The sequence below is a fragment of the Pseudomonas sp. B21-023 genome, from assembly GCF_024749165.1.
Taxonomy (GTDB): Bacteria; Pseudomonadota; Gammaproteobacteria; order Pseudomonadales; family Pseudomonadaceae; genus Aquipseudomonas.
The window spans coordinates 1,120,597-1,147,127 of record NZ_CP087190.1 but is presented as its reverse complement, the minus strand read 5'-3'; the positions used below and the strand labels follow the sequence as shown (position 1 = coordinate 1,147,127).

At 65.2% G+C, this 26,531-nt stretch carries 23 protein-coding genes; 5 read left to right on the top strand and 18 right to left on the bottom strand.

The window, feature by feature from the left end; all coding sequences use genetic code 11:
* Positions 1-37: 37 nt before the first annotated feature.
* From guaB to LOY42_RS05250, 3 genes are all read right to left on the bottom strand, one after another.
* Complete coding sequence (guaB, locus tag LOY42_RS05260) at positions 38-1,507, bottom strand: IMP dehydrogenase (protein WP_258599957.1); 1,470 nt, start codon at positions 1,505-1,507, stop codon at positions 38-40.
* An 86-nt stretch (positions 1,508-1,593) separates the two neighbouring features.
* The gene (locus tag LOY42_RS05255) at positions 1,594-2,151 is read right to left on the bottom strand and encodes a sugar ABC transporter ATPase (RefSeq protein WP_198754443.1); all 558 of its coding nucleotides are present in this window, start codon (positions 2,149-2,151) and stop codon (positions 1,594-1,596) included.
* Between the two features lie 50 nt (positions 2,152-2,201).
* Positions 2,202-2,957 (bottom strand): sulfite exporter TauE/SafE family protein, encoded by a 756-nt coding sequence (locus LOY42_RS05250; RefSeq protein WP_139669097.1) that lies wholly within the window; start codon positions 2,955-2,957, stop codon positions 2,202-2,204.
* Between the two features lie 97 nt (positions 2,958-3,054).
* On the opposite strand from LOY42_RS05250, the gene LOY42_RS05245 reads away from it, so the two are divergent.
* Positions 3,055-3,954, top strand: a complete 900-nt coding sequence (locus LOY42_RS05245) for a LysR family transcriptional regulator (protein ID WP_139669095.1) — start codon at positions 3,055-3,057, stop codon at positions 3,952-3,954.
* Here the strand turns inward: LOY42_RS05245 and LOY42_RS05240 are convergent.
* Positions 3,942-4,706 (bottom strand): N-acetylmuramoyl-L-alanine amidase, encoded by a 765-nt coding sequence (locus LOY42_RS05240; protein ID WP_139669094.1) that lies wholly within the window; start codon positions 4,704-4,706, stop codon positions 3,942-3,944. The two genes, LOY42_RS05245 and LOY42_RS05240, sit on opposite strands and share 13 nt — an antisense overlap.
* A gap of 137 nt (positions 4,707-4,843) precedes the next feature.
* Between LOY42_RS05240 and xseA the strand changes: the two genes are divergently transcribed.
* The 3 genes from xseA to leuA all read left to right on the top strand — a co-directional run bounded on the left by xseA (position 4,844) and on the right by leuA (position 9,078).
* On the top strand, positions 4,844-6,223 hold the full coding sequence (gene xseA / locus LOY42_RS05235; protein WP_102682974.1) for an exodeoxyribonuclease VII large subunit: 1,380 nt from the start codon (positions 4,844-4,846) through the stop codon (positions 6,221-6,223).
* Between the two features lie 3 nt (positions 6,224-6,226).
* The gene (locus tag LOY42_RS05230; RefSeq protein ID WP_139669092.1) at positions 6,227-7,054 is read left to right on the top strand and encodes a M23 family metallopeptidase; all 828 of its coding nucleotides are present in this window, start codon (positions 6,227-6,229) and stop codon (positions 7,052-7,054) included.
* 350 nt (positions 7,055-7,404) lie between these two features.
* On the top strand, positions 7,405-9,078 hold the full coding sequence (leuA, locus tag LOY42_RS05225) for a 2-isopropylmalate synthase (RefSeq protein ID WP_139669090.1): 1,674 nt from the start codon (positions 7,405-7,407) through the stop codon (positions 9,076-9,078).
* Between the two features lie 188 nt (positions 9,079-9,266).
* Here leuA and LOY42_RS05220 read toward each other — a convergent pair whose 3' ends face one another.
* From LOY42_RS05220 to zwf, 3 genes are read right to left on the bottom strand one after another with little or no spacing between them, the layout of a single operon-like run.
* Entirely contained in the window at positions 9,267-9,941 is a 675-nt protein-coding gene (locus LOY42_RS05220; protein WP_046854326.1) for a bifunctional 4-hydroxy-2-oxoglutarate aldolase/2-dehydro-3-deoxy-phosphogluconate aldolase, read from the bottom strand.
* A 17-nt stretch (positions 9,942-9,958) separates the two neighbouring features.
* The gene (gene pgl / locus LOY42_RS05215) at positions 9,959-10,672 is read right to left on the bottom strand and encodes a 6-phosphogluconolactonase (RefSeq protein ID WP_139669088.1); all 714 of its coding nucleotides are present in this window, start codon (positions 10,670-10,672) and stop codon (positions 9,959-9,961) included.
* The gene (gene zwf / locus LOY42_RS05210) at positions 10,659-12,128 is read right to left on the bottom strand and encodes a glucose-6-phosphate dehydrogenase (RefSeq protein ID WP_139669086.1); all 1,470 of its coding nucleotides are present in this window, start codon (positions 12,126-12,128) and stop codon (positions 10,659-10,661) included. The genes pgl and zwf overlap by 14 nt, the downstream gene beginning before the upstream one ends.
* 191 nt (positions 12,129-12,319) lie before the next feature.
* On the opposite strand from zwf, the gene hexR reads away from it, so the two are divergent.
* The gene (hexR, locus tag LOY42_RS05205) at positions 12,320-13,183 is read left to right on the top strand and encodes a DNA-binding transcriptional regulator HexR (RefSeq protein WP_177485995.1); all 864 of its coding nucleotides are present in this window, start codon (positions 12,320-12,322) and stop codon (positions 13,181-13,183) included.
* Here the strand turns inward: hexR and LOY42_RS05200 are convergent.
* The 11 genes from LOY42_RS05200 to edd form a co-directional block, all read right to left on the bottom strand.
* The gene (locus LOY42_RS05200; RefSeq protein WP_258599955.1) at positions 13,176-14,030 is read right to left on the bottom strand and encodes a D-hexose-6-phosphate mutarotase; all 855 of its coding nucleotides are present in this window, start codon (positions 14,028-14,030) and stop codon (positions 13,176-13,178) included. The genes hexR and LOY42_RS05200 overlap by 8 nt on opposite strands.
* 119 nt (positions 14,031-14,149) lie before the next feature.
* Complete coding sequence (locus LOY42_RS05195; protein ID WP_372241207.1) at positions 14,150-15,523, bottom strand: carbohydrate porin; 1,374 nt, start codon at positions 15,521-15,523, stop codon at positions 14,150-14,152.
* Positions 15,524-15,536: 13 nt separating this feature from the next.
* Positions 15,537-16,691: an ABC transporter ATP-binding protein gene (locus LOY42_RS05190; protein ID WP_139669080.1), complete on the bottom strand. Its 1,155-nt coding sequence runs from the start codon at positions 16,689-16,691 to the stop codon at positions 15,537-15,539.
* A gap of 3 nt (positions 16,692-16,694) precedes the next feature.
* Positions 16,695-17,540, bottom strand: coding sequence for a carbohydrate ABC transporter permease (locus tag LOY42_RS05185; protein WP_110699842.1), 846 nt, complete (start codon positions 17,538-17,540; stop codon positions 16,695-16,697).
* Positions 17,533-18,441 carry a carbohydrate ABC transporter permease gene (locus tag LOY42_RS05180; protein ID WP_102682947.1) on the bottom strand — a complete coding sequence of 303 codons (909 nt, stop codon included), beginning with the start codon at positions 18,439-18,441 and terminating at the stop codon, positions 17,533-17,535. The genes LOY42_RS05185 and LOY42_RS05180 overlap by 8 nt, the downstream gene beginning before the upstream one ends.
* Positions 18,442-18,590: 149 nt before the next feature.
* Positions 18,591-19,898, bottom strand: a complete 1,308-nt coding sequence (locus LOY42_RS05175; RefSeq protein WP_139669078.1) for an ABC transporter substrate-binding protein — start codon at positions 19,896-19,898, stop codon at positions 18,591-18,593.
* Between the two features lie 115 nt (positions 19,899-20,013).
* The gene (locus tag LOY42_RS05170) at positions 20,014-21,231 is read right to left on the bottom strand and encodes an AGE family epimerase/isomerase (RefSeq protein WP_258599954.1); all 1,218 of its coding nucleotides are present in this window, start codon (positions 21,229-21,231) and stop codon (positions 20,014-20,016) included.
* A 120-nt stretch (positions 21,232-21,351) separates the two neighbouring features.
* Positions 21,352-22,806: an ATP-binding protein gene (locus tag LOY42_RS05165; protein ID WP_139669074.1), complete on the bottom strand. Its 1,455-nt coding sequence runs from the start codon at positions 22,804-22,806 to the stop codon at positions 21,352-21,354.
* Positions 22,790-23,485 (bottom strand): response regulator transcription factor, encoded by a 696-nt coding sequence (locus tag LOY42_RS05160; protein WP_219730381.1) that lies wholly within the window; start codon positions 23,483-23,485, stop codon positions 22,790-22,792. The genes LOY42_RS05165 and LOY42_RS05160 overlap by 17 nt, the downstream gene beginning before the upstream one ends.
* Positions 23,486-23,582: 97 nt before the next feature.
* Entirely contained in the window at positions 23,583-24,539 is a 957-nt protein-coding gene (locus LOY42_RS05155; RefSeq protein ID WP_198754434.1) for a glucokinase, read from the bottom strand.
* Positions 24,536-26,362, bottom strand: a complete 1,827-nt coding sequence (gene edd / locus LOY42_RS05150; protein WP_258599953.1) for a phosphogluconate dehydratase — start codon at positions 26,360-26,362, stop codon at positions 24,536-24,538. The genes LOY42_RS05155 and edd overlap by 4 nt, the downstream gene beginning before the upstream one ends.
* Between the last annotated feature and the right edge of the window lie 169 nt (positions 26,363-26,531).

The window sequence follows — 26,531 nt, the reverse complement described above, 5'->3', positions numbered from 1 at the left end:
TGTGTATGACAGCCCCGTTCGGTAATTGCTGGAAGCCTTAGCCTACGCGGTAGTTAGGGGCTTCCTTGGTGATCTGAACGTCATGCACGTGGGACTCGGCCATGCCGGCACCGGTGATGCGCACGAACTCCGGCTTGGTACGCATCTCTTCGATGGTCGCGCTGCCGGTGTAGCCCATGGACGAACGCAGGCCGCCCATCAGCTGGTGGATGATCGCGGCCAGGGCGCCCTTGTACGGCACGCGGCCTTCGATACCTTCCGGCACCAGCTTCTCGGCGCCGGCCGAGGAGTCCTGGAAGTAACGGTCGGACGAGCCTTGCGCCTGTGCCATGGCGCCCAGCGAGCCCATGCCACGGTAGGCCTTGTAGGAACGGCCCTGGAACAGTTCGACTTCACCCGGCGCTTCTTCGGTACCGGCGAACATCGAGCCCATCATCACGCAGGACGCACCGGCGACGATGGCCTTGGACAGGTCACCCGAGAAACGGATGCCGCCGTCGGCGATCAGTGGCACGCCAGTGCCTTCCAGTGCGGCGGCGACGTTGGCGATGGCGCTGATCTGCGGCACGCCGACACCGGCGACGATACGGGTGGTGCAGATCGAGCCTGGGCCGATACCGACCTTGACCGCGTCGGCGCCGGCTTCTGCCAGGGCCTTGGCGGCGGCGCCGCTGGCGATGTTGCCGCCGATCACCTGCACTTGCGGGTAGGTTTCTTTCACCCAACGCACGCGGTCGATCACGCCTTTGGAGTGACCGTGGGCGGTGTCGACCACCACCACGTCAACGCCGGCGGCTACCAGGGCGGCAACGCGCTCGCCGGTGTCCTTGCCGGTGCCGACCGCGGCGCCGACACGCAGGCGACCCTGGTCGTCCTTGCTGGCCAGCGGGTAGGCCTTGGCCTTCTCGATGTCCTTGACGGTCATCATGCCCTTGAGGGCGAACTTGTCGTCGACGATCAGGACTTTTTCCAGGCGGTGCTTGTGCAGCAGCTCGCGGACTTCGTTCTTGTCGGCGCCTTCGCGGACGGTGACCAGACGCTCTTTGGGGGTCATCACGTCGCGGACCTTGGCGTCCAGGCGGGTTTCGAAGCGCACGTCGCGGGAGGTGACGATGCCGACCAGGTCACCGTTTTCCAGCACCGGAACACCGGAGATGTTGTTCAGACGGGTCAGGTCGAACAGGTCGCGCACGGTGGCGTCGGCGTCGATGGTGATCGGGTCCTTGACCACGCCAGCCTCGAACTTCTTGACCTTGCGTACTTCGCCGGCCTGCTGCTCGATGGTCATGTTCTTGTGGATGATGCCGATGCCGCCTTCCTGGGCCATGGCGATGGCCAGGCGCGCTTCGGTCACGGTATCCATGGCGGCGGAGACCAGGGGAATGTTCAGCTCGATGCCACGAGTCAAACGGGTCTTGAGACTGACTTCATTGGGCAGTACCTCGGAGTAGCCAGGTACAAGGAGGATATCGTCGAAGGTCAGGGCTTCTTGGCTGATACGCAGCATCGCGGGGGCTCCCGGGAGGGAAAAATGGAAGCGCGCCATTATACCCATCCATGGCGCGCCGCTCAATGCAAAATAAGGGCCTTCGGTCAGCCTTGCGGCAGTTTTACCTGCACCACCGCCACCGACTGGTCCAGCCAGTCGGCGAAGCTGTCGAGGAAGGCCTGGGTAAACCCGGCCTCGCCCCAGTTATTGAAGATGAACCCCAGGTTGGAAAAGGCACACGGCTGCAAATAGAGAAAGCCATTGATGTCGTCTTCGAAGCCGCACAACGGGCAGGTGAAGTTGTCGCTCACCCCCGGCATCCACTCCTCGAGGCTCTCGAACAGCGGCTCGCCGACCTCGCGCCGGCACTCCGGGCAACCGGCTTCTTCGAGAAAACCGTCGGTGGGGGTGTAGATGCAGCGTTTGAGCATCACTTCCAGGCCGTTGACCTGCTCGCCGAACGGCAACCTCTCGGGATGCAGGGCCACCTTGCGCGCCCCCTCCGCCAGGGCATGGCCCATGCGGTTGCCGGTGCGCCCACAGGTGCTCAACTGTTCCTCGACGATTTTTTCGCGCACCAGCCAGCGCAGGATGGCGCGGGCGCGGGCCTCATGGACGGGCACGGTGGACAGTTTGGGGACGATGATGCTCTGGGTATTCATGCGTGAGGCGGGCCTGGGGACTGCGGTAATGGCGCAATTCTAGCGCCTGCTCAGGCGCTCAGGTAGCGGCCGATAAGCGCCAGGCCGCTAGCCAGGACCAACCAGGTGACCAGGCGGATGAAGGCCTCGCGGGACAGTTTCAAGGTCAGTCGCCGCCCCAGCCAGGTGCCGACGAACATCACCGGCAACAGGCAGGCGGCGAGCAGCAGCAAGCTGCTATCGGCATACACCCCGGCGATCAGGAACAGCGACAGGCGCACCACCGTGCTGCAACTGATCAGGGCGACCTGGGTCGCACGCACCTGTTCCTTGGCCTCCAGGCGGGCGCTGAGGTAGATCGCGTAGAGGAAACCACCACTGCCGAACAAGGCGCCGAACAATCCGCCCACCGTGCCCATGGGCACCGCCCAGGCGCCCGACAGGCTAGCCGGGCGCACCTTGACCGCCAGGCCATAGACCGCATAGGCGGTCACGAAGATGCCCATCAGCAACAGCAGCAGATCGGACTTGAGCCGTAGCAGGAACACCACGCCCAGGGTGCAACCCACGGCCATGAACGGCAGCAGGCGCAGCAACTCGCCGCGCACCACATCGCGCCGCGAAGGCAGCAGGTTGCCGAAGGCGGCGACGAAGTCCAGCAGCACCAGCAGCGGGATGATCCGCGACAACGGCATGAAATGGATCAGCACGGGGCCGGCGACCAGCGCGGTGCCGAAACCGGCGATGCCGAAGACGATGTAAGCCACCCCCACTCCCAGCAGGATGGGCAGCCAGTCGGACGTGGAAAACGACAATTGAGCGAGCATCGCGGCAGTTCCTTGGAAGTCCACTGAAGATTAGCCAGCCACAAGCCATGCCGACTAATATGTCTTTTCGCCGTAAGACATCTCGAAAAGGCATGACATGACTTCTATCCGCCAACTGCGCTACTTCGTCGAAATCGCCGAGGTCGGCAGCTTCAGCGCCGCCGCCGAGCGGTTGTACATTGCCCAGTCGGCCCTCAGCCGGCAGATCAAGGAGCTTGAGCTTCAGCTGGGCACCGCCCTGTTCGAACGCACTGCGCGCCTGCCACGCCTGACCGTGGCCGGTCAGGCCTTTCTCGAGCGCGCCCGATGCCTGCTGGTTGACCTGGACAAAGCCGAGCGCCTGGCCCACGAGATTGGCCAGGGCTTGCGTGGCAGCCTGCGACTGAACCACTCCAGCACCGTGCCACTGACCGGGCAGCTCCTGCAGCGCCTCGGCGGCTACCTCGAGGACAACCCCGGCGTTTCCCTGGAGATCGCCCAGCAATCGTCGGAAGCACAACTGGAGGATATCGCACAAGGCCGCCTGGAAATTGGCCTGCTGCGCCTGCCGGTGCTGCGCCAGCATGAGGGCGTTGAGCTGCATGCGTTGTTCGATGAGCCCCTGCTGCTGGCTGTGGCGGCGAACCACCCACTGGCCGCGGCAGCCAGTGTTCGGTTGGGGCACCTGCGCGAGGAGCGCTTCATTTCCATACCCCACCGCCAGCGCGGCGGGCTGAGCTACCTGTCGGCGTCGTTATGCATGAACGAAGGGTTCTTTCCCCGGGCGGCGCAGGTGGTGTCGCGCAAGACCACCCAGCTGCAACTGATCCAGGCCGGGTTCGGTGTGGCGTTGCTGCCCCTGAGCATGCGCGAGATCGCCCCGCCCTCTGTCACCTTCGTGCCGCTGGCCGAGGCTTGCCAGAGCACCGTGGCCCTGGCCTGCCGACGCGACGCAGCAGCGCTGTCGAGAAAGCTGCTGGACAGCCTGCGCTCGCCACAGGGCGATCAGGGCATGTAGCGCTCCACCAGCGCAAAGACGATCGCCGCGGTCTCGGCATCCAGCACACCGTCATAGTTGCCTGGCCTGAAATGCAGCTGGAACGCCCTGAGCAACGCGCGCACCTGGGCCGGATCGGGGCGGGGCGGGAAGCTGTAACCGTAGGTACGCAGCTTGTCGAGGACGACCTTGAGCTGCGGCAGGCAACCCGCGAACCGCTGCTCGTAGTGCGCCTTGCGCGCCTCGTCATACCAGGCGCCGATACCGGCCTGGTGCAGGGCCTGCCAGGGAAAAGCGGCGCCCGGGTCGCTCTTGCGGCCAATGGCGATGTCGCTATGGCCGACCACCTGGGTCGGCGTGATCTCCGGATAGCGCTGCAGGATCGCCTGGCCCAGCTGGATCAAGGCTTCTACCTGCTGGGGGTGATAGGGCGGGAACATGAACTGGCCGTTGCTCACCGACGCCTGGTTGCCGATCTCGATGCCGATCGACGTATCGTTCAGGTTGCTGCGTCCTGCCCAGCCGCTGACCCCCGCATGCCAGGCGCGCTCGTTCTCGTCAACGAGGTTGAAGGTGCGCATCGCATCAAAACCTGCACTCGCGAAGCTCGGATCGGACGGGTCGGGCACCAGGTAGTGGGCGCTGACCTGGGTACCGTTGACCAGCGCATTGATCGAGCCGTTGAAATTGATGGCTGTGTAATGCAGCACCAGGAATCGCACCCGTCGGTTGAAAGCCTTGGAGCGGTAAGTGTGGGCGTCTATGGGATACATGGCGAATCTCCTCATGGAATCAAGCGCCCAGACTGCATCGCCGGGTGTCGGGGCCGGCAGCCGGAAATACTCCCAAGGTTGGGCGTACCAGCAGCCGGCACAGTGCATCCGCGCGACGGCTCCTTTATGATGCCGCCATGATCAGAGACCCTTTCGAACGACTCGGCCTGGACCGCGAGGTCCTCACCGTCAGCCAGCTCAACGGCCGCGCCCGCGTGCTGCTCGAGGACGTGTTCCGCAGCGTCTGGGTGGAAGGCGAGATTTCCAACCTCGCCCGCCCGGCCTCCGGCCATATGTACTTCACCCTCAAGGACAGCGGCGCGCAGATCCGCTGTGCGCTGTTCCGGCAGAACGCCGCCCGGGTGCGCCAGGCCCTGCGTGACGGCCTGGCGGTACGGGTGCGCGGCAAGGTCTCGCTGTTCGAAGGGCGTGGCGACTACCAGCTGATCCTCGATACGGTCGAGCCGGCCGGCGACGGTGCCCTGCGCCTGGCGTTCGAGGCGCTGAAGGAAAAGCTCGGCGCCGAGGGGCTGTTCAGCACCGAACGCAAGAAGCCGCTGCCAGCGCACCCGCAACGCATCGGCATCATCACCTCGCCCACCGGCGCGGTGATTCGCGACATCATCAGTGTGTTCGGCCGCCGTGCGCCGCAGGTCGAGTTGAACCTGATCCCCACCGCGGTGCAGGGCCGCGAGGCGATCAACCAGATCGTCCGCGCCCTGCAGATGGCCGATCGGCAAGGCTTCGACGCGCTGATCCTGGCCCGTGGCGGCGGCTCGCTGGAAGACCTCTGGTGCTTCAACGAAGAGGCCGTGGCCCGCGCCGTGGCCGCCTGCGTCACGCCTATTGTCAGCGCCGTGGGCCATGAGACCGACGTGTCGATCAGCGACTTCGTCGCCGATGTACGCGCACCCACGCCGTCGGCCGCCGCCGAGCTGCTCGCCCCCGACAGCAGCGGCCTGCAGCAGCGCCTCGACAGCCTGCAACGGCGCCTGCTGCTGCGCATGCAGAACCGCCTGGCCCACGACCGCCTGCGCCTCGACGGGCTGGCCCGACGCCTGCGCCACCCCGGCGAACGCCTGCGCCAGCAGGCCCAGCGCCTGGACGATCTGGACATGCGCCTGCGTCGCGCCTTCATGCTCGACATGAACCAGCGCCAGCAACGCCTCGGCCGCCTCGACACGCGCCTGGCCGCGCAACATCCGGGACGCAGCCTGAAACTGCTCAAACAGCGCCTGGACAGCCTCGCCGAGCGCCTGCCGCGGGCCATGCGCGAGGTGCTCAAGGACCGCCGCCAGCGCTTCCAGGCACAACTACAGACCCTGCAGGTGGTCAGCCCGCTGGCCACCCTCGCCCGCGGCTACAGCATCCTCCTGGATGAGCGCGGCCAGGCCATCCGCAGCGCCGCGCAAACCCACAACGGCCAACGCCTGACCGCCCGCCTCAACGAAGGCGAGCTCAAGGTGCGGGTCGAGGACAACCACCAGACCCCGGTCACCCTCTCGCTACTGGACTGACACATGCCACGCCTGTTCGCGCCCCTGCTTGCCCTCGCCCTGCTGCTGCCGGTCACGGCCGCCCACGCCAGCTACATTACCCGCGCCCTCAACAAGCCCGTGCCCGGCGGCGTGGCGGTGGTCGACCTGGGCCCGGGCGCCAGCGCCCCGACCGCGCGCTTCGATGGCAAACCGGTATTGGTGGTCAGGGAGCAGGACAACTGGCTGGCCATCGTCGGCATTCCGCTTACGCAAAAGCCTGGCAGTGCCGTGCTGACCCAGGGTGGGCGCAACATTCCTTTCAGTGTCGGCAGCAAGAAGTACCCCGAGCAGCACATCACCTTGAAGAACAAGCGCCAGGTCAACCCTGAGCCGCAGGACCTCAAGCGCATCGACCGCGAACTGGCCGAGCAGATAAAGGCCTACCGCAGTTTCAGCCCTGCGCTTCCGAGCAACCTGATCCTCGACAAGCCGGTCAACGGCCCGCTGTCGAGCAAGTTCGGCGTGCGCCGCTTCTTCAATGGCGAGGAGCGCAACCCCCATGCCGGGCTGGACTTCGCCGTGCCCGCCGGCACGCCGATCAAGACCCCGGCCAATGGCAAGGTGATCCTGGTGGGCGACTACTTCTTCAATGGCCGCACGGTGTTCGTCGACCATGGGCAAGGCTTCATCAGCATGTTCTGCCACATGTCGAAGATCGACGTGAAGCCGGGCCAGGCGCTGCGCCGTGGCGAGGTGGTGGGCCGCGTAGGTTCGACTGGCCGGGCCACCGGGCCGCACATGCACTGGAACGTCAGCCTGAACGATGCGCGGGTGGATCCGGCGATCTTCATCGGCGCGTTCCAGCCCTGAAATCGCAATCGCGGGGCAAGCCCGCTCCCACGCAGCCAACGCTGGCCCCGCGATTTGCGCAATGAAAAAGCTTAAAGCAATAAAATCTCAACAAACCGAAATTAATGGCCATGAAAACTCTGTAAACTCGTTTTTTTAAGCATTCCTCTCAATTTTCCCGCAATGCTTGCCATCCCCCAACCCACTGGTTAGGGTTGAGCATATGAACATCTTCAGCACCCTCCTCCAACAACACCGCAGCCTCTGCCTGGTCAGCGCCCGACTACCAGGGTGAATCGCGTCGCCTCGCCTTTTCATCTCGTACACGTTCGGCAGGCCCGATCACGGCCGCACATAAAAGGATTGCTTCCATGACCATGCTCAAAGACCCATCGAAGAAGTACCGCGCCTTCCCGACCATCGACCTGCCTGACCGTACCTGGCCGTCGAAGACCATCACCCAGGCGCCGATCTGGTGCAGCTCCGACCTGCGTGATGGCAACCAGTCGCTGATCGAGCCGATGGATGCCGAGAAGAAGCTGCGTTTCTGGAAGACCCTGGTGCAGGTGGGCGTGAAGGAAATCGAAGCGTCGTTCCCGTCGGCATCACAGACCGACTTCGACTTCGTGCGCACCCTGATCGAAGACGGCCACATCCCGGACGACACCACCATCCAGGTGCTCACCCAGGCCCGTGAAGACCTGATCGCGCGTACCTTCGAATCCCTGCGCGGCGCCAAGAAGGCCATCGTTCACCTGTACAACGCCACCTGCCCGTCGTTCCGCCGCATCGTCTTCAACCAGGACAAGCAGGGCGTCAAGGACATCGCGGTCAATGCCGCCAAGCTGTTCGTCAAGTACGCGGCGCAGCAGCCGCAAACCCAGTGGACCTTCCAGTACTCGCCGGAGACCTTCAGCGCCACCGAGCTGGAATTCGCCAAGGAAGTGTGCGACGCGGTAATCGAGGTGTGGAACCCGACCCCCGAGCACAAGATCATCCTCAACCTGCCGGCCACCGTCGAAGTCGCCACGCCGAACGTCTACGCCGACCAGATCGAGTGGTTCTGCCGTAACGTCAACCGCCGCGACAGCGTGATCATCAGCCTGCACACCCACAACGACCGTGGCACCGGCATCGCCGCCACCGAGCTGGGCCTGATGGCTGGCGCCGACCGTGCCGAAGGCTGCCTGTTCGGCAACGGCGAGCGCACCGGCAACGTCGACCTGGTGACCCTGGCACTGAACCTCTACACCCAGGGCATCGACCCGCAGCTCGACTTCTCCGATATCGACGGCGTGCGCAAGGTCGTCGAGGAATGCAACCAGCTGCCGGTGCACCCACGTCACCCGTACGTCGGCGACCTGGTACACACCGCCTTCTCCGGCTCGCACCAGGACGCCATTCGCAAAGGCTTCGCCAAGCAGCAGGACGGCGAGCTGTGGGAAGTGCCATACCTGCCGATCGACCCGGCCGACATCGGCCGTAGCTACGAGGCGGTGATCCGCGTCAACAGCCAGTCGGGCAAGGGCGGCATCACCTACCTGCTCGAGCAGGAATATGGCATCAGCCTGCCGCGCCGCATGCAGATCGAGTTCAGCCAAGTGGTACAGGGCGAGACCGACCGTCTCGGCCTGGAAATGACCGCCGAGCAGATCTACAAGCTGCTGCAGAAGGAATACCTCCAGGCCAACGCGCCATATGCCCTGGTCAGCCACCGCCTGCAGGAAGAAAACGGCAGCAGCCACGTGCAAGTGGAAGTCTCCGGTGAAGGCGAAACCACCCTGCACTGGCACGGCAAGGGCAACGGCGCCCTCGAGGCACTGGTGGCCGGCCTGCCGATCGCCGTGGAGATCATGGACTACAACGAACACGCCATCGGCGCCGGCACCAATGCCAAGGCCGCGGCCTACATCGAGCTGCGCGTGGCCGGCGGGCGTCCGGTGCACGGCGTGGGCATCGACGAGAACATCACCACCGCCAGCTTCAAGGCGCTGTTCAGCGCACTGAACCGGTCGCTGAGCCAGCAGCAGGCCAAGGCGGCGTAAGCCATCGCTGATGACCGAAGCCCGCATCCTCGATGCGGGCTTTTTTGTTGGTTTTCCGACGCTATCGCGGGCTCGTGGGAGCGGGCTTGCCCCGCGATAGGGCCAGAACCGGTTGTACCCATATCACAGGCAAAAAAAGGGGCGCCGACCAAGCGCCCCACAAGCCGTGTAGCACACAACGAAATCTGTCAGTCCAGCAGCGCCATCGCCTCGGCGCTGCACGCTTCGATCCGCGCCCAGTCACCGTTCTTGATCCAGCTGCTGTCGAGCATCCAGGTGCCGCCCACGCACATCACATTGGGCAGGGCCATGTAGTTGCGCACGTTGGCCGGGTTGACCCCGCCGGTAGGGCAGAAGCGAATGTCGCCGAACGGGCCGCCGAATGCCTTGATCGCCGCCACGCCGCCACTGATCTCGGCGGGGAACAGCTTGAAGCGGCGGTAGCCCAGGGCGTAGCCCATCATGATCTCCGACGGCGTGCTGATGCCCGGCAACAGCGGAATATCGCTGTCCACGCCCGCTTCGAGAATGTCCTGGGTGATGCCCGGGGTAACGACGAACTGCGCGCCCGCCGCCTCGACGGCGGCGAACATGCCGCGGTCGAGCACGGTACCGGCGCCGACGCACAGCTCAGGGCGCTGCTCGCGCAGCACCTGGATGGCCTTCAGGCCGTGTTGCGAGCGCAGGGTCACCTCCAAGGTGCGGATGCCGCCAGCGGCCAGGGCATCGGCCAGGGGCAGGATGTCTTCCTCACGGGCGATGGTGATCACCGGCAGGATGCGCGCCTTGTTGCAGATCGCGTCGATCCGCGCGGCTTTGTCGGCCATCGAGAGCAAAGGCTGTGGGCGTTCGAGGGTGGTCATGACAATGGATCCTTGGCTCATGGGCACCAGTAGATGTCCAGGGGGTCGTGAAGAAAGGCGCGAATCGGCATTTCGGTTGGGTCTTCGGCCGCCAGCGCGGTGCGCAGGGTGGCAAGCTTGCCCGCGCCCTGCACCGACAACAGGGTCAGGCCGGCAGTGGCCAGCAGCGCGCGGGTCATGCTCAGGCGCTGGTGCGGCACGCTGGGCGCCAACATCGGCAGGCAGCGGCGCTCACCGACCTTGGCCAGGCCCTGGCGCAGGTTGGGGCTGGCCGGGAACAGCGAGGCTGTATGGCCATCGTCGCCCATGCCCAGCACCAGCACATCGATCGGTGGCAGGTCGGCCAGCACCTGGTCGGCCTGCTCGGCAGCGGCTTCGAGGGTAGCGGCGGGTTGGTAGAGCCCGATAAAGCGCGCCTTGGCCGCCGGCCCCTTGAACAGGTGACGAGCCAGCAGGCCGGCGTTGCTGTCGTCGTGCGCCACCGGCACCCAGCGCTCATCGGCCAGGCTCACGGTGACCCGGGACCAGTCCAGCGCCTCGCCAGCCAGCTTCTCGAGGAAGGGCACCGGGCTACGCCCGCCAGACAGCACCAGGCAAGCCTGCCCCTTGCTGGCGATCGCCTGGCGCAGGCGCTCGGCCACACCATGGGCCTGGGTCGCCGCCAAGGTTTTCGGATCGGCCAGCTGATGAACCTTCACGGTCGCCGGCAGTTGCAGTTCAGATATCGCCATACCAGGCCCTCCCATCACGTGTAATCAATGCAATCGAGCTCATCGGCCCCCAGGATCCGGCCGCATAGGGCTTTGGCGCGTCACCGCTGGTCTTCCAGCCTGCAATCAGCTGGTCGCACCACTTCCAGGCGTATTCGATCTCGTCCTTGCGCACGAACAGGTTCTGGTTGCCGCGCATCACTTCCAGCAACAACCGCTCATAGGCATCCGGGATCCGCGCGCTGCGCCAGGTGTCGGAGAAATTCAGCTGCAGCGGGCCGCTGCGCAGTTGCATGCCCTTGTCCAGGCCCTGCTCCTTGGTCATCACCCGCAGCGAAATGCCCTCGTCCGGCTGCAGGCGAATGATCAGCTTGTTGCCGATCTGCAAACGCTGTTCCGGGGCGAAGATGTAGTGCGGGGTTTCCTTGAAATGGATGACGATCTGCGACAGCTTCTGCGGCATGCGCTTGCCGGTGCGCAGGTAGAACGGCACACCCGACCAGCGCCAGTTGCGGATATCCGCACGCAGGGCGACGAAGGTCTCGGTGTCGCTCTGGGCGTTGGCGTTGTCCTCTTCGAGGTAACCCGGCACCGGCTTGCCGTCACTGAAACCAGCGATGTACTGGCCACGCACCACATGGGTGCTCAAGCCCTCGCCGGTGATCGGCGCCAGTGCCTTGAGCACCTTGACCTTCTCGTCGCGGATGCTGTCGGCCGAGAGGTCGCTGGGCGGGTCCATGGCGATCAGGCAGAGCAGCTGCAACAGGTGGTTCTGGATCATGTCGCGCAGCTGGCCGGCCTTGTCGAAGTAGCCCCAGCGGCCCTCGATGCCGACTTTCTCCGCGACGGTGATCTCCACATGGGAGATGGAGTTCTGGTTCCACTGGGTTTCGAACAGGCTGTTGGCGAAGCGCAGGGCGATCAGGTTCTGCACCGTCTCCTTGCCCAGGTAGTGGTCGATACGGTAGACCCGGCTCTCGGGGAAGAACCGCGCCACGGCGTCGTTGACCCGGCGCGACGACTCCAGGTCGTGGCCGATGGGCTTTTCCAGCACCACCCGGGTACGCGACGCCAGGCCGGCCTTGTCGAGGTTCTCGCAGATCGCGCCGTACACCGCTGCCGCCGTGGCGAAGTAGGCGATCAGCGGCTGCCCGCCCGGTGCCTGTTCGGCCAAGGCCTGGTAGCCCTCGGGCTCGACGAAGTCCAGGTGCAGGTAGCTCAGGCGCCCGAGGAAACGCCCCAGGGAAGCGGCATCGATCTCGGCCTCCGGCACGTGGCGGCGCAGATGGGCTTCGATGTTGTTCAGGTGTTCCTGCACGCTGCCCGGCTCGCGGGCCAAGGCCAGCAGGCGGGTGTCGGGGTGCAGGAGGTCGGCGCGGTCGAGCTGGTAGAGCGCGGGGAACAGCTTGCGCAATGCCAGGTCGCCTAGGGCGCCAAAGAGGGCGAAGGTGCAGGGTTCGACACTGATCGCGGCCATAATGTTGGTTCTTTTATAAATGTTGGACTAGGAATACCGGTTTCAACCCTGCTTTTCAAGGGGTAATGTAGTAAAAACCACAACATTCAATACAGCTATTACAGACAAGTGGTGTGACAATCTTACCGACAGTAGGATACACACCAGCGCAAAAAGCCTGCTTCCCGACCCAAGGACACACCATGGACCGCGTGCGAAACCTCCTGGAACAGATCCAGGGCCGCCTCGACGAGCTGAACAAGGCCGAACGCAAGGTCGCCGAAGTCATCATGCTCAACCCGCAGCAAGCCACCCGCTTCAGCATTGCCGCCCTGGCCCAGGCGGCCAGTGTCAGCGAACCGACGGTCAACCGCTTCTGCCGCTCGTTCGGCGTCAGCGGCTACCCCGAGCTCAAGCTGCAACTGGCGCAGAGCCTGGCCAGCGGCGCCGCCTATGTCAGCCGCGCGGTGGAGGCCGACGACGATCCGGCCGCCTACACCCAGAAGATCTTCGGCAGCGCCATTGCCTCGCTCGACAGCGCCTGCCAGGCGCTCGACCCGCAGCAGGTCAGCCGCGCCGTGGACATGATGATCCAAGCCCGACAGATCCACTTCTTCGGCCTCGGCGCCTCGGCCCCGGTGGCCCTCGATGCGCAGCACAAGTTCTTCCGCTTCAATCTCGCCGTGTCGGCCCACGCCGATGTGCTGATGCAGCGCATGCTGGCTTCGGTGGCCCACACCGGCGACCTGTTCGTGATCATTTCCTACACCGGGCGCACCCGCGAACTGGTCGAGGTGGCGCGCCTGGCGCGGGAAAACGGCGCCTCGGTGCTCGGCCTGACCGCCGCCGGCTCGCCCCTGGCCCAGGCCTGCAGCCTGAGCCTGCATATCCCGCTGCCGGAAGACACCGACATCTACATGCCGATGACCTCGCGGATAATCCAGCTCACCGTGCTCGATGTGCTCGCCACCGGCATGACCCTGCGCCGTGGCGTGGACTTCCAGCCGCACCTGCGCAAGATCAAGGAAAGCCTCAACGCCAGTCGCTACCCGATCGAGGACGACGACCTCAACTGAGCCGGTGCGCCTGCAAACGCAGGTGCGCCCGCTCGCCCGGCGCCAGGCTCAGACCCTCGCCACTGCCGCTGGCCGCCTCGACGCAGACGAAGCCTTGGCACTCGCGCCCGCTCACGCCCATCAACGGCCGGTTGCCAGGGTGCCAGACCACAGTGTCGTCGCTGTCGCCGGTGTCGATGCACAGTTCGCGCTGCCAGGCCGGGTCCTGCAATTGCACCCGCGGCGTACCGGGATAGACCCGCTGGCAACCGCCCTTGAGGGTCAGCGCGCCGTCTTCGCGGCAGGCCTGGCGATTGAGACGGTCGTAGCCGTCGATATCCTCCAGCCCAGACAGCGCTATCTTCGACACGTCGCTGATCCGCCAGTAGGCCAGCAGCGCATGGCTCAGCTGGCACGGTTCACTGTCCTGGTGCTCGGTGCTCAGGCTCAGTTCCATGCTCGCTCCAAGCCGGGCATGCAGGTCGACCTGCCAGTCGCACAGGTCCAGGCGCCATTTCAGGGTCACCCCCTCCTCGTCCTCGCGGCTGTCCACCAGCTTCCAGTCCAGCAGGCGCGCCCAGCCATGGGCCGGCCACAGGTCCTCGCTGGGATGGCGGCCATACCAGGGCCAGCACACCGGCACGCCTCCGCGGATAGCCCCTACCTGCGGCCACTGCTCGGCGCACCACAACCAGGGTTTCTCACCGGCGGGTTGAAAGTGCAGGAGCTGCCCGCCCTGGCGGCTGAACACTGCCTGGCAGCAAGGGTGGTCGATGATCAGCACATCGCGCTGCTGGTAACGCTCCCACTCGAAGGTCGGCCTGGGCCGTTGCGAGGTGAAGAAGCGATGTAGCGGATGTTCGGGCATGGTTCCAAGCTCTTTTGTTGTTCGAGATAGCGCTGTCTCAGCCCGTGCCCGCTAACCACTGCAGACCAGTGGTTAGCGGGAAGGCCGAAATGGATGGCGTAAATTTACAACAATTTTTCTCAGAATGACGACTGAATCTTCAACCCCGCGACCAGCGCGTTGTCCACTTCATCCACACCGCCCGGGCTCTTGATGTACTGCAGGTTCGGGCGCACGGTCAGCCAGTTGGTGACGTGGAAGCCGTAGTAGAGCTCGGCGTTGTACTCGGTGCGCTGCAGCGGCGCGAAGCCTGGGTTGTCATAGTCGTTGATGCCGGACTGGGCATTGAGCAGCTCGGCACGCTTCTTCACATCGTCATTGACGTGGATGCGGGCGATGCCGAAGCCGATGTCGTCCTTGGGCCGGGCATCGAAGGCGCCCTTGTAGACCAGGCCGACCTGCTGGTAGTTGTCGACCACGTTGGTGGCCTTGTCGTGCACGGTGAAGTTGGCGAACAGGCTCAGGCCGCGGTTGACGTCGCCGGCATGGGCGGTGACCTGCTGCTGGGCCACGACCCACCAGCCGTGCTTGCTGGAGTGCGACTTGAACGCCGCGCCGGTCAGCGCCTGCGGGTTGCCGTTGATGTCGTCGTACACGTCGTCGGCCTTGGCGGTGCTGTAGTAGTAGCCCAGGCGGTACTCGCCCGGCAGGCCGTTGACCTTCGGCGACCAGACCGCCTCCACCGGCAGGATCGCACCCTTGGTGCCGCTGCCGCTGAGTTTGAAGCCGTTGCCGGTCTCCAGGTTCGACGGGTTCTGCTCGTAGGCGCCGACCTGGACGAAGAATTCCGGGGTGATGTTGTACTTGACCCGCAGCGCCCACTGGCTGACCGGCCAGTTGTACCAGATGCCGCCGACCCAGTTGCCCACTTGCGAGCCGCAGAAGGCCAGGTTCTGGAAGTCGCAGGGGAAGCTGTTGAAGTCCTCGCCCTCGCCGAAGCGGCCGAATTTCACGTCCAGCGCGCCGTCGAAGTACTTCTGCTTGACCCACATCTGCGTCAGGCGCCAGGTCTGGCCGCGCCCCCAAACCTCCTGCACCGAGCTGAACTGCCCGGCACGCGGGTCGCTGATGCGGTCGTTGGACAGGTTGCGGCCGCTACGCTCGGTGATCGCCAGCTTGAACTCGGTGTCCTTCCAGCCGAAGATCTTCTCCAGGTCCAGGTGCGCGCCCAGGGCGAACTGGTCGCTGTAGCGCGCGGTCTTGTCGTCGTTGTAGCCACCGTGCAGGTTGCCGGCCACTTCGCCAACGTAGTCGAGGGTGAAGTCGTAGCCCTTCTCCAGCAGCTCGGTACGGGTGCCGCCCCAGTCGCCGGTCATCCATTTCGATTCCGACGAGAAAGCCTCGGCGGCCTGGGCCCCGCTGCTGCCGATCAGCGCCAGCAAGGCGAGCGATCCCAGGGTCTTGATGCGATTGCGATGTTCCATCCCTTTGCGTCCTCTTTTCTTGTTATGCATTGTTCTAGACGATTCAACGGCCTTTGAAGCGAGTCACGTTGTCCTTGATGGCAGTGCCGCTGGCGGCGAGGTCGAGACGTTCGCCGCTGCCGGCGTCGAACAGCAGCACCCGCGCCGGGTCGAACTGCAGGTTGAGGCTGTCGCCCACCCGGCACGGCACATCCGGCGCCAGGCGGCAGCAGACCTTGGTCTGGTTGAGGGTGACGAACACCAGCAGGTCCGGGCCGGTGGGCTCGGTGACCTGCACTTCGGCGCGGATCGCGGGCATGCCGTTACCCTCGGCGGCCCCCAGCGAGATTTGTTCAGGGCGCACGCCGAGGATAATCTCGCGCCCTTCCAGCTCGTCCGCCGCCACGCCCAGCGGCAGCTCGCAGCGCGCCTGGCCGCTGTCGAGCAGCGCCAGCACCCGCCCGTCCTGCTTCATCAGGCGCACGGGAATGAAATTCATCGGCGGCGAGCCGATGAAACTGGCGACGAACAGGTTGGCCGGGTCGTTGTAGATCTGTTGCGGGGTGCCGAACTGCTGAATGATGCCGTCCTTCATCACCGCCACCTTGTCGCCCAGGGTCATGGCCTCGATCTGGTCATGGGTGACATACACCGTGGTGGTCTTCAGGCGCTGGTGCATCAGCTTGATCTCGGTGCGCATCTCCACCCGCAGCTTGGCGTCGAGGTTCGACAGCGGTTCGTCGAACAGGTAGATCTTCGGCCGCCGCGCCAGCGCCCGGCCCATGGCCACGCGCTGCTGCTGGCCGCCGGACAGCTGGCCGGGCTTGCGCCCCAGCAGGTGCTCGATCTGCAGCAGCTTGGCCACCCGCGCCACCTCCTCGTCGATGGCGGCCTGGGACATCTTGCGGATCTTCAGGCCAAAGGCGATGTTGTCGCGCACGTTCATGGTCGGGTACAGCGCGTAGGACTGGAACACCATGGCGATGTCGCGATCCTTGGGGCTCATGCCGCTGACATCCTCGTCGTCGATGAGGATCGCCCCGCCGCTGATGCTTTCCAGGCCGGCGATGCAGTTCATCAGCGTCGACTTGCCGCAGCCCGAGGGCCCGACCAGGATCAGGAACTCACCGTCCTTGATCGCCAGCTGGATGTCCTTGAGCGTATCCGGCAGGCCCGCGCCATAGGTCTTGTGCACATTGCGAAGTTCGAGTGTTGCCATGACTTACCCCTTGACCGCGCCGGCGGTCAGCCCGCGCACGAAATACTTGCCCGCAATCACGTAGACCAGCAGCGTCGGCAGCCCGGCGATCATCGCCGCGGCCATGTCGACGTTGTATTCCTTGGCCCCGGTGCTGGTGTTGACCAGGTTGTTCAGGGCCACGGTGATCGGTTGCGAGTCGCCGCTGGAGAACACCACGCCGAACAGGAAGTCGTTCCAGATCTGGGTGAACTGCCAGATCAGGCAGACCATGATGATCGGCGTCGACATCGGCAGGATGATCCGCCCGAAGATGGTGAAGAACCCGGCGCCGTCCAGACGCGCGGCCTTGACCAGCGCCTCGGGGATGCTCACGTAGTAGTTGCGGAAGAACAATGTGGTGAAGGCCAGGCCGTACACCACATGCACCAGCACCAGGCCGCTGGTGGTGCTGGCCAGGCCCAGCTTGCCGAGGGTGAACGAGGCCGGCAGCAGCACGGTCTGGAACGGCAGGAAGCAGCCGAACAGCAGCAGGCCGAAGAACAGCTGCGAGCCACGGAAGCGCCACATAGACAGCACGTAGCCGTTGAGCGCGCCAATGGCCGTGGAGATCAGCACCGCCGGCACGGTGATCAGGATCGAGTTGAGAAAATAGCCATTGACCGTGGCCCAGGCCTTGGCCCAGCCAATGCCGGTGAACACCGCAGGCCAGCTCAGCAGGTTGCCGGTGCTGATGTCCTCGGGGGTCTTGAAGCTGGTCAGCAGCATGACCACCAGTGGCACCAGGTACAGCAACACCGCCAGCAGCAGCACCGCGTGGATGGCGATGCGGCTGAGGTTCAGCGCGGGTTTGTCGACAGGACTAGTCATGGCGTTTGCCCCGCAGTTCGGAGTACAGGTAGGGGACGATGATCGCCAGGATCGCGCCCAGCATGAGGATCGCGCTGGCCGAGCCCATGCCCATCTGCCCACGGCTGAAGGTGAACGAGTACATGAACATTGCCGGCAGGTCCGAGGAGTAGCCCGGCCCCCCCGCGGTCATCGCCGCCACCAGGTCGAAGCTTTTGATCGCGATGTGCGCGAGGATCATCAGCGAGCTGAAGAACACCGGGCGCAGACTGGGCAGCACCACGGTCCAGTAGATGCGCGGCAGGCTGGCGCCATCGAGCTGTGCGGCGCGGATGATCGACTGGTCGACGCCGCGCAGGCCGGCGAGGAACATCGCCATGATGAAGCCCGAGGCCTGCCACACGGCAGCGATCACCAGGCAGTAGACCACCCGGTCGGGGTCGATCAGCCAGTCCAGGCGAAAGCCTTCCCAGCCCCAGTCACGCAGCAGCTTGTCCAGGCCCATGCCTGGGTTGAGCAGCCACTTCCAGGCGGTACCGGTGACGATCATCGACAGCGCCATGGGGTACAGGTAGATGGTGCGGATGAAGCCTTCGCGGCGGATGCGCTGGTCGAGCAGCACGGCAAGGAACACGCCGATGGCCAGGGTGATGCCGATGAACAGCCCGCCGAACAGCAGCAGGTTCTTGCTCGCCACCCACCAGCGGTCGTTGTCGAACAGCCGGGCGTACTGGGCCAGGCCCGCCCACTTGTAGGTGGGCAGGAAAGTAGAGGTGGTGAACGAGAGGACGAAGGTCCACAGGATGTAGCCGTAGAAGCCCACCAGGACGATGAGCATGCTCGGCGCCAGCACCAGTTTCGGCAGCCAGCGCTGCAGCGCGTCCAGGGGGGAGGCCCGCAGGCGGGCGGTTGCTGTAGTCATGATCTGGGTTCCCGATACGAGATTGCCTGCGCGGGCCTTATCGCTGGCAAGCCAGCTCCCACAGGTACAGGTGTGCTCAGGCTGATCGCTGTACCTGTGGGAGCCGCGGTTCGCCGCCGCGACTTGCCGGCGATAGGGCCGTCAGCCCCTTACTTGGCCGCTTTGACAGCTGCGTTCAGCTTCTTCGCCGCATCGGCCGGATCGGCCTTGGGATCGTTGATGTAGTTGGTCACCACATCGAAGAACGCCCCCTGTACCGCCAGGGTGGTGGCCATGTTGTGCGCCATGCTCGGTTGCAGGCCGCCGTTTTTGGCATCGGCCAGGAAGTCCTGGGCCGCCGTCTGGGCGCAACTGTCGAAGCCGTACTTGCCCATGTCGGCAAGCATGTCGTTACGCACCGGGATCGAGCCCTTGTTGATGCTGAAGACCTTCTGGAAGTCTTCGCCCAGCACCTTGCGGGCGATGTCCTGCTGGCCTGCCGCGGTACCCTTGTCCTTCTGCTTGAACACCACCAGCGAGTCGATGTTGTAGAGGAACGCCTGGTCGGTGCCGGGGAAGGCCACGCACTGGTAGTCCTTGCCAGCGGTTTTCTTCGCCAGGGTCCATTCGCTCTTGGCCCAGTCGCCCATGATCTGCATGCCGGCCTTGCCGTTGATGACCTTGGCCGCCTCCAGGTTCCAGTCCTGGCCCTTGCCGTCAGGGTCCATGTAGGTGGCGACTTTCTTCAGTTCGGTGAGCGCCTTGACCATCTCGGGGCCGGTCAGGGCCTTTTCGTCCAGCTCGACCAGGGCCTTCTTGTAACCCTCGACGCCCATCACCGAGAGCACCACGCTCTCGAACACGGTGCTGTCCTGCCACGGCTGGCCACCGTGGGCCAGCGGGATGAAACCGGCGGCCTTGAGCTTGTCGGCGGCGGCGTAGAATTCATCGAGGGTAGTCGGGGCCTTGTCGATACCGGCCTTCTTGAACACTTCCGGGTTGATCCACAGCCAGTTGATACGGTGGATGTTTACTGGGACGGCAACGTAACTAGGTGGTTCCTTGGATTCCTTGTCCTTGTACTTCACAGTATCGGCGATCTTCTTGTCGAGCAGGCCGTCCCATTTCTCTTCCTTGGCCACGTCCTTGAGCACATCGGTATCCAGCAAACCGGTTGATGCCCACTCCTGGATATCCGGGCCCTTGATCTGCGCGACCCCGGGCGGGTTGCCAGCCACGGCGCGGCTCTTGAGCACGGTCATGGCGGTGGCGCCACCACCGCCAGCCACGGCGCCGTCCTTCCAGGTGAAGCCGTCCTTCTCGACCTGCGCCTTGAGCACGTCGACCGCGGCCTTCTCGCCGCCGGAGGTCCACCAATGGACGACTTCCACGCTGCCTTTGGAGTCGGCGGCCTGGGCACTGAGGGAGAACAGGGAGGCGAAGGAGATCGCGGCGGCGAGACGAAGCGTCGGATGCATGGGATTACCTTTCTTGTTGTTATGCGAGGCAAGACTGTCGCTTGCATGGCATGGAGTGTAGGGAGGTCGCGCCCGGCGCCAGGTAACGAACGGATGCGCGAATGTCATCGTCTGGTTACAAAGCCAGGGCCGTGGCAAGGCTCGGCGCCAGCGGCAGGCGTGGCAGCAGCAGGGCCTGGTAGGCGTGGTAGAGGTCAGGCTTGCCGCCCCAGATGCGCGCACTGGGCAGCAGTGCCGGGTCGAGCTCGTGGTGCCAGCTGCCATGGGCGCGGTCGATGAAGTGGCTGGCGATGAAGTCCCAGAAGCAGCGGTACCAGTGTTCGTACTGGGCTTCACCGGTACGTTGCAACAGCGCCGCGGCAGTGGCACAGGCCTCGGCATGCACCCAGTGCAGGCGCTCGCGCACCACCGGGCGGTCGTGCCAGTCCAGGGTGTAGACCAGCCCCGGCGCGCCGTCTGCCTGCCAGGCGTGGCGACAGGCGCTGTCGAACAGGCCCTGGGCGGCGGGCAGCAAGGACTCGGGCGCAGGCAGTTGCGCCCTTTGCAGGGCCGCCTCGAGGTGCAGCACCAGGCGCGCCCATTCGAAGGCGTGGCCGGGCGTGGTCCCGTAAGGACGGAAGCCATCGGCGGGGTTGTCGCGGTTGTAGTCGGGGAGCGCCTGCCACTGCGCATCGAAATGTTCCGTGACGCGCATACCGTCGGCGGCGGCGTGGGTCAGGATCAAGCGCTCGACGATCCGTTGGGCGCGCAGCAACCACTGTGTGTCGCCGGTCACGTCAGCCACGGCGAGGAAGGCTTCGACGCCGTGCATGTTGCTGTTGGCGCCCCGGTAGGCCTCCGCCTGCCGCCAGTCGCGGGAGAACGACTCGCGCAGGGCGCCCTCCTCTTCGCACCAGAAGCGCTGCGCGATGACCTGGGTTACCGCCTCCAGCAACGCCGACGCCTGGCTGATGCCCGCCACCACCGCCGAGCTGGCGGCGAGGGCGACGAAGGCGTGCAGGTAGGCGGCCTTGCCGGTGTCGCCATGACCTTCGGGCTGCGCGTACCAGCCGTCATGTTCCTGGTCGCGCAACGGGCCTTGCAGGGCGCCGACGCCATGCTCGACCAGCTCGCGGCAACCCGGAACGCCCTGGATATGCGCCAAGGCGAAACTGTGGGTCATGCGCGCGGTATTCATGGTCTCGGCCAGGGCGCAACGGGGCAGGCGGCCTTCGTCATCGAGGTTGCCGAACCCCTGGGGCAGGCGCGAAGCCCTGGCGAAGGAGAGCAGGCGCAGGGCCTCGGCGTCGAGCCAGGCATGGTGTGTCGGGGAGTCGAGCCAGCTGATGGCCATGGTGCACCTTCCTTGTTGTTGTCAGCCGATTCTAGTCAGCCATCCTGGCTGGCATGTCACGAAGCCCGGCTCGATTGTCACCGCATCGTTACATCCAAGCGCTTATCGCGGGGCAAGGGCTCATTCGGCTGTACGCGGCAGGTACAAGGTCACCCGCAGTCCACCCTCGCGCAGGTTCACCAGGCTTACCTCGCCGCCATGGCTATGGGCGATGTTGCGCGCGATGCCCAGCCCCAGCCCATACCCCTGCTGCTGCCCGGCCAGGCGGAAGTGCGGCTCGAACACCTGCTCCAGACGTTGCTCCGGCACCCCCGGGCCCTGGTCGTCCACCTGCAGCACGAAGCTCTCGGCGGTATCGATGATGCGCAGCTGCGCCCGCTCGCCATACTTGATGGCGTTGTCGATCAGGTTGCCGATGCAGCGGCGCAAGGCCAGCGATTTGCCGGGGTACGGTGCCAACGCCTGCCCCTCCACGGTGATGCGCCCATCGCCGAGATAAGGCTCGGCCAGCAGCTCCAGCACCTGATTGAGGTCGATCGGCTCGATATTTTCGTGGATATCGGTGTCCTTGACACATTGCAGCGCACCCTTGACCAGCAGCTCCAGTTCATCGAGATCGCGGCTGAACTTGGCCTGCAGCTTCTCGTCCTCGAGCAGCTCCACTCGCAGGCGCAGGCGCGTGATCGGTGTGCGCAGGTCATGGGAAATGGCGCTGAACAGCTGGGAACGCTCGGTCAGGTAACGGCTTATCCGATCACGCATGTTGTTGAACGCCCGCCCCACCTCGACCACTTCGCTGCCTCCGCCTTCGGCCACCGGGGCCACGTCCGCCCCCAGCGACATTTCCCGCGCTGCCCGTGCCAGGCGTTTGAGCGGCCGGCTCTGCCAGTGCACCAGCAGGCCGATGAACAGCAGCAACAGCACGGTGGTCAGGGCAATGAAGCCGATCTGCTGACGCGGCAAGCGTTCGGCCTCAAGGCTGGTGTAGGGCTCGGGCAGCAGCGAGGCGATGTACAGCCATTCGCCTTCGCCGAGGCGGATCTGGGTCACCAGCACCGGCGGATTGAGCGGCTCGAGGGTCAACGAATAGTGCGCCCACGAGCGGGGCAGCTCATCGAGTTTCAGGCCGCTGTTGAAAATGCGCAGATCGTCGGGGCTGACGAACTCCACGGAGATCTCCATCTGCTGGCCAAGACGCTCGTGCAGTACCTCCTGGAACACGTCGATCACCGCCTGCTTGCGCGGGGTGATCGGCAACACCGGCATTTCCAGAGGCTTGACGTTGAGCGAGACGAAGAAGCGCGTGCCGCCCATGCTGCGCAACTGATCCAATACCATGGGCCGGTAGGCCACCGGCAGCGAGCGGAAGTAGCTGACACTGGCACTCATCGAGTGCGCGAGGCTGCTGGCGCTGGCGCGCAAGCCCTGCAGCTGGCTGGCGCGCAATTGCGCAACCCAGATCACGCTGGACAGGCCCTGAGCCAGCAATACCACCAGCAAGGTAAGCAGCAGCATGCGCCCCAACAGCGAGCGCGGCAGCAGGCGCCAGCGACGCTCGTCAGGCCGGGCAGACATTGGCCGCCAGCAGGTAGCCGCTGCCACGCACGGTGCGGATCAGCCGGGGTGGTTTTTCCGTGTCGCGCAGGCGCTGGCGCAGGCGACTGACCGCCATGTCGACGATACGGTCCAGCGGCATCGGTTCGCGACCACGGGTGGCGTTGCCGATGGTGTCGCGGTCGAGGATCTGCTGCGGGTGATCGAGAAACAGTTTGAGCAGGGCGAAGTCGGCGCCGGAGAGGATCACTTCTTCGCCGTCGCGGTGGAACAGACGGTGGCTGATCGTGTCCAGGCGCCAGTCATCGAAGGCCAGCACCGCACTGGCCAGCGTCGCCTGGCCGAAATCGGCACGGCGCAACAAGGCCTTGATCCGTGCCTGCAGCTCTCGCGGGCTGAAGGGTTTGCCGAGGTAGTCGTCGGCGCCCAGCTCCAGGCCGATGACCCGATCGGCTTCATCGGAACTGGCGGTGAGCATGATGATCGGCACCCGCGCCTGGCGCGGGTGCTGGCGAACCCAGCGACACAGGCTGAAGCCGTCTTCGTCGGGCAGCATCACGTCGAGGATCACCAGGTCGTAGGGGTTGGCGTCCAGGGCGCGGCGAAAGCCCTGGCCGTCAGGTTCGGCGTGCACCTGCAGGCCGCAGCGGGCGAGGTAGGTCTGCAGCAGTTCGCGGATGTCCTGGTCGTCGTCGACCATCAGGATCGATTTGCCGGCAGTGGTCACAATGGTCAGTCCTCTTGTTATGCGCAGATCTTTGTGTCTGCTGTTTGGGGCCGCTTTGCGGCCCCAACGATCACCGATCCAGCGCTTGCTGCAGCGCCACCCCCGCCCCCAGCAACCCGGAAAACTCCGCCGTCACCAGCCATACCGGCACCCCGGCGAAGTAGCCGCTCATGCAGCCCTTGTCGGCGAAGCTCGCGGCAAAGCCGCTGCGCAGGAACAATTCGGCGAAACGGGGAATCACGCCACCGACAATGTAGACGCCACCGCGCGCCCCGAGGGTGAGCACATTGTTGCCCGCCACCCGGCCGAGGAACCGGCAGAACTGCTCGACCACCGCTAGCGCCCGTGGCTCGTTGGCCAGCGCCGCGTCGGTGATCTGCGCCGGGGTCTTGTGCGTCGGCGCAGCACCATCGAGCGCACAGATGGCCTGGTACAGGCGCACCAGCCCACCGCCACTGAGCACGGTCTCGGCACTGACATGGCCGATCTGCCGATGGATTTCCTGATGAATCGCCGCTTCGCGGGCATTGCCCACCGGCAGGTCGACATGCCCGCCCTCCCCCGGCAGTGCCAGCCAGTGCTCACCGTGGCGCAGCAGGCTGCCCACGCCCAGGCCTGTGCCGGGGCCGATCACCAGCGCCGGGCGCGATGGATCGGCGAGGCCTGCGCAGACTTCACGAAATTCGCCTGCGCGCAGGCGGGTCATGCCCAGCGCCATCGCGGAAAAGTCGTTGATCAGCAACAGGCGATCGACCTGCAGCGTCTGGCAGAACGCGCTGCGGCTCAGGCGCCAGTGGTTGTTGGTAAAGCGGAATTCGTCGCCGTCCACGGGGCCTGCCACCGCCAGACACACCGCCGCCAGGGCGCCACGGGCGATGCTCTGGTCGGCCAGATAGGCCTCGATGGCCTGTTCAGGGCTGGTGTAGTCGGCGGTGGCCAGCACCTGCACCGCCTGCAGTTCATTGTCGCGCCACACGGCAAAACGCGCGTTGGTGCCACCGATGTCGCCGACCAGCAAGGCCTTCATTCGAGGTTCTCCAGGGCCGAGGTGAAGGCGCTCGCGCCTTGCTCGGCGGAACTGAACGCCACACGCATGAAGCCGAACAGCTCACGCCCGCACCCCAGGTCGTTGCCCTTGGGTGGCGCAGGCAGTGCACGGTCGGCCAGTTCCTCGGCCGAGACCATGATCCGCAGCGTGCCTTCGGCACCATCGACGCGCACGATATCACCATCGCGCACCCGCGCCAGCGGGCCACCATCAAAAGCCTCCGGGCAGACGTGGATGGCCGCCGGGATCTTGCCCGAGGCACCGGACATGCGCCCGTCGGTGACCAGCGCCACCTTGAAGCCGCGATCCTGCAGCACGCCGAGGAACGGCGTCAGCTTGTGCAACTCGGGCATGCCGTTGCAGCGCGGCCCCTGGAAGCGCACCACGGCGACGAAGTCCCGCTCCAGCTCGCCGGCCTTGAATGCATCGGCCAGAGACTGCTGGTCGTGGAACACCCGGGCAGGCGCCTCGACCACCCGGTGCTCGGGCGCCACGGCGGAAACCTTCATCACGCCACGGCCAAGGTTGCCTTCCATCACCCGCAAACCGCCCTCGGCGGAGAACGGCCGCGCCACCGGGCGCAGGATGCTTTCGTCGAGACTGTCCTTCGGCCCCTCGCGCCAGACCAGGCGGCCATCCTCCAGGAACGGCTCCTGGGTGTAGCGGCGCAGGCCATGCCCGGCCACGGTATTGACGTCCTCGTGCAGCAGGCCCGCGTCGAGCAGCTCGCGAATGAGGAAGGCCATGCCGCCGGAGGCCTGGAAGTGGTTGATGTCGGCCTTGCCGTTGGGATAGACGTGGGACAGCGTCGGCACCACATCGGACAGATCGGCCATGTCCTGCCAGGTCAGCTGGATGCCGGCGGCCTGGGCGATGGCCGGGATATGCAGGGTGTGGTTGGTCGAGCCGCCGGTGGCGTGCAGGGCGACGATCGAGTTGACCAGCGCCTTTTCGTCGACGATCTGGCCAATGGGCATGAAGCTGCCACTGGCCTTGGTCATGCGCGTGACCTGGCGCGCGGCCTCGGCTGTGAGGGCATCGCGTAGCGGCGTGTAGGGGTTGACGAACGAAGCGCCCGGCAGGTGCAGGCCCATGACCTCCATCACCAGCTGGTTGGTGTTGGCGGTGCCGTAGAAAGTGCAGGTGCCGGGGCCGTGGTAGCTCTTCATTTCCGATTCGAGCAGTTGCTCGCGGGTGGCCTTGCCCTCGGCGTAGCGCTGGCGCACATCGGCCTTTTCCTTGTTGGAAATGCCCGAGACCATCGGCCCGCCCGGCACGAAGATCGTCGGCAGGTGGCCGAAACGCAAGGCGCCCATCATCAGCCCGGGGACGATCTTGTCGCAGATGCCCAGCATCAGCGCGGCATCGAACATGTTGTGCGACAGGGCGATGGCGGTGGACATGGCGATCACTTCACGGCTGGCGATGGCCAGCTCCATGCCCGGCTCACCCTGGGTGACGCCGTCGCACATTGCCGGCACGCCGCCGGCGAACTGGCCGACCGAACCGACTTCGCGCAGCGCCTGTTTGATCTGTTCGGGGAAGTGCTGGTACGGCTGGTGCGCCGAGAGCATGTCGTTGTAGGCCGAGACAATGGCCACGTTGGCCGCGTTCATCAGCCGCAGGGTCTGCTTGTCGTCCCCACCGCAGCCGGCCACGCCATGGGCGAAGTTGGCGCACTGCAACTGGGCGCGCATGGGTCCGTCACTGGCCGCCCCACGGATCAGCTCAAGGTAGCGTTCACGGGTACGGCGGCTGCGGGCGATCAGCCGTTCGGTGACCTCAAGGATGCGCGAATGCATGTACTGGACTCCAGGCTAACTGTGGGGCGGCTTTACTGGGGCATTTTCCCTCCAAACGATTGCGACCTAGTCTCTAGGAAAAGGCGCATGGACCGCTCGACAGGGGGATAACCCAACCACTCGTTGTATGTTTAAACAAAATACTGCCAGCAAAAAGGCTTGTTTTCTA

Bases quoted from the DNA above. Each gene is read 5' to 3' on its own strand.
- LOY42_RS05185 (WP_110699842.1), bottom strand. From the start codon at position 17,540: ATGACTAGTCCTGTCGACAAACCCGCGCTGAACCTCAGCCGCATCGCC.
- LOY42_RS05230 (WP_139669092.1), top strand. From the start codon at position 6,227: ATGCCACGCCTGTTCGCGCCCCTGCTTGCCCTCGCCCTGCTGCTGCCG.
- LOY42_RS05165 (WP_139669074.1), bottom strand. From the start codon at position 22,806: ATGTCTGCCCGGCCTGACGAGCGTCGCTGGCGCCTGCTGCCGCGCTCG.
- guaB (WP_258599957.1), bottom strand. From the start codon at position 1,507: ATGCTGCGTATCAGCCAAGAAGCCCTGACCTTCGACGATATCCTCCTT.
- LOY42_RS05240 (WP_139669094.1), bottom strand. From the start codon at position 4,706: ATGTATCCCATAGACGCCCACACTTACCGCTCCAAGGCTTTCAACCGA.
- LOY42_RS05175 (WP_139669078.1), bottom strand. From the start codon at position 19,898: ATGCATCCGACGCTTCGTCTCGCCGCCGCGATCTCCTTCGCCTCCCTG.
- zwf (WP_139669086.1), bottom strand. From the start codon at position 12,128: ATGGCCGCGATCAGTGTCGAACCCTGCACCTTCGCCCTCTTTGGCGCC.
- LOY42_RS05255 (WP_198754443.1), bottom strand. From the start codon at position 2,151: ATGAATACCCAGAGCATCATCGTCCCCAAACTGTCCACCGTGCCCGTC.
- LOY42_RS05245 (WP_139669095.1), top strand. From the start codon at position 3,055: ATGACTTCTATCCGCCAACTGCGCTACTTCGTCGAAATCGCCGAGGTC.
- edd (WP_258599953.1), bottom strand. From the start codon at position 26,362: ATGCATTCGCGCATCCTTGAGGTCACCGAACGGCTGATCGCCCGCAGC.
- pgl (WP_139669088.1), bottom strand. From the start codon at position 10,672: ATGGCGATATCTGAACTGCAACTGCCGGCGACCGTGAAGGTTCATCAG.
- xseA (WP_102682974.1), top strand. From the start codon at position 4,844: ATGATCAGAGACCCTTTCGAACGACTCGGCCTGGACCGCGAGGTCCTC.
- LOY42_RS05170 (WP_258599954.1), bottom strand. From the start codon at position 21,231: ATGGCCATCAGCTGGCTCGACTCCCCGACACACCATGCCTGGCTCGAC.
- leuA (WP_139669090.1), top strand. From the start codon at position 7,405: ATGACCATGCTCAAAGACCCATCGAAGAAGTACCGCGCCTTCCCGACC.
- LOY42_RS05190 (WP_139669080.1), bottom strand. From the start codon at position 16,691: ATGGCAACACTCGAACTTCGCAATGTGCACAAGACCTATGGCGCGGGC.
- LOY42_RS05180 (WP_102682947.1), bottom strand. From the start codon at position 18,441: ATGACTACAGCAACCGCCCGCCTGCGGGCCTCCCCCCTGGACGCGCTG.
- LOY42_RS05195 (WP_372241207.1), bottom strand. From the start codon at position 15,523: ATGCATAACAAGAAAAGAGGACGCAAAGGGATGGAACATCGCAATCGC.
- LOY42_RS05160 (WP_219730381.1), bottom strand. From the start codon at position 23,485: ATGGTCGACGACGACCAGGACATCCGCGAACTGCTGCAGACCTACCTC.
- LOY42_RS05250 (WP_139669097.1), bottom strand. From the start codon at position 2,957: ATGCTCGCTCAATTGTCGTTTTCCACGTCCGACTGGCTGCCCATCCTG.
- LOY42_RS05220 (WP_046854326.1), bottom strand. From the start codon at position 9,941: ATGACCACCCTCGAACGCCCACAGCCTTTGCTCTCGATGGCCGACAAA.
- LOY42_RS05155 (WP_198754434.1), bottom strand. From the start codon at position 24,539: ATGAAGGCCTTGCTGGTCGGCGACATCGGTGGCACCAACGCGCGTTTT.
- LOY42_RS05200 (WP_258599955.1), bottom strand. From the start codon at position 14,030: ATGCCCGAACATCCGCTACATCGCTTCTTCACCTCGCAACGGCCCAGG.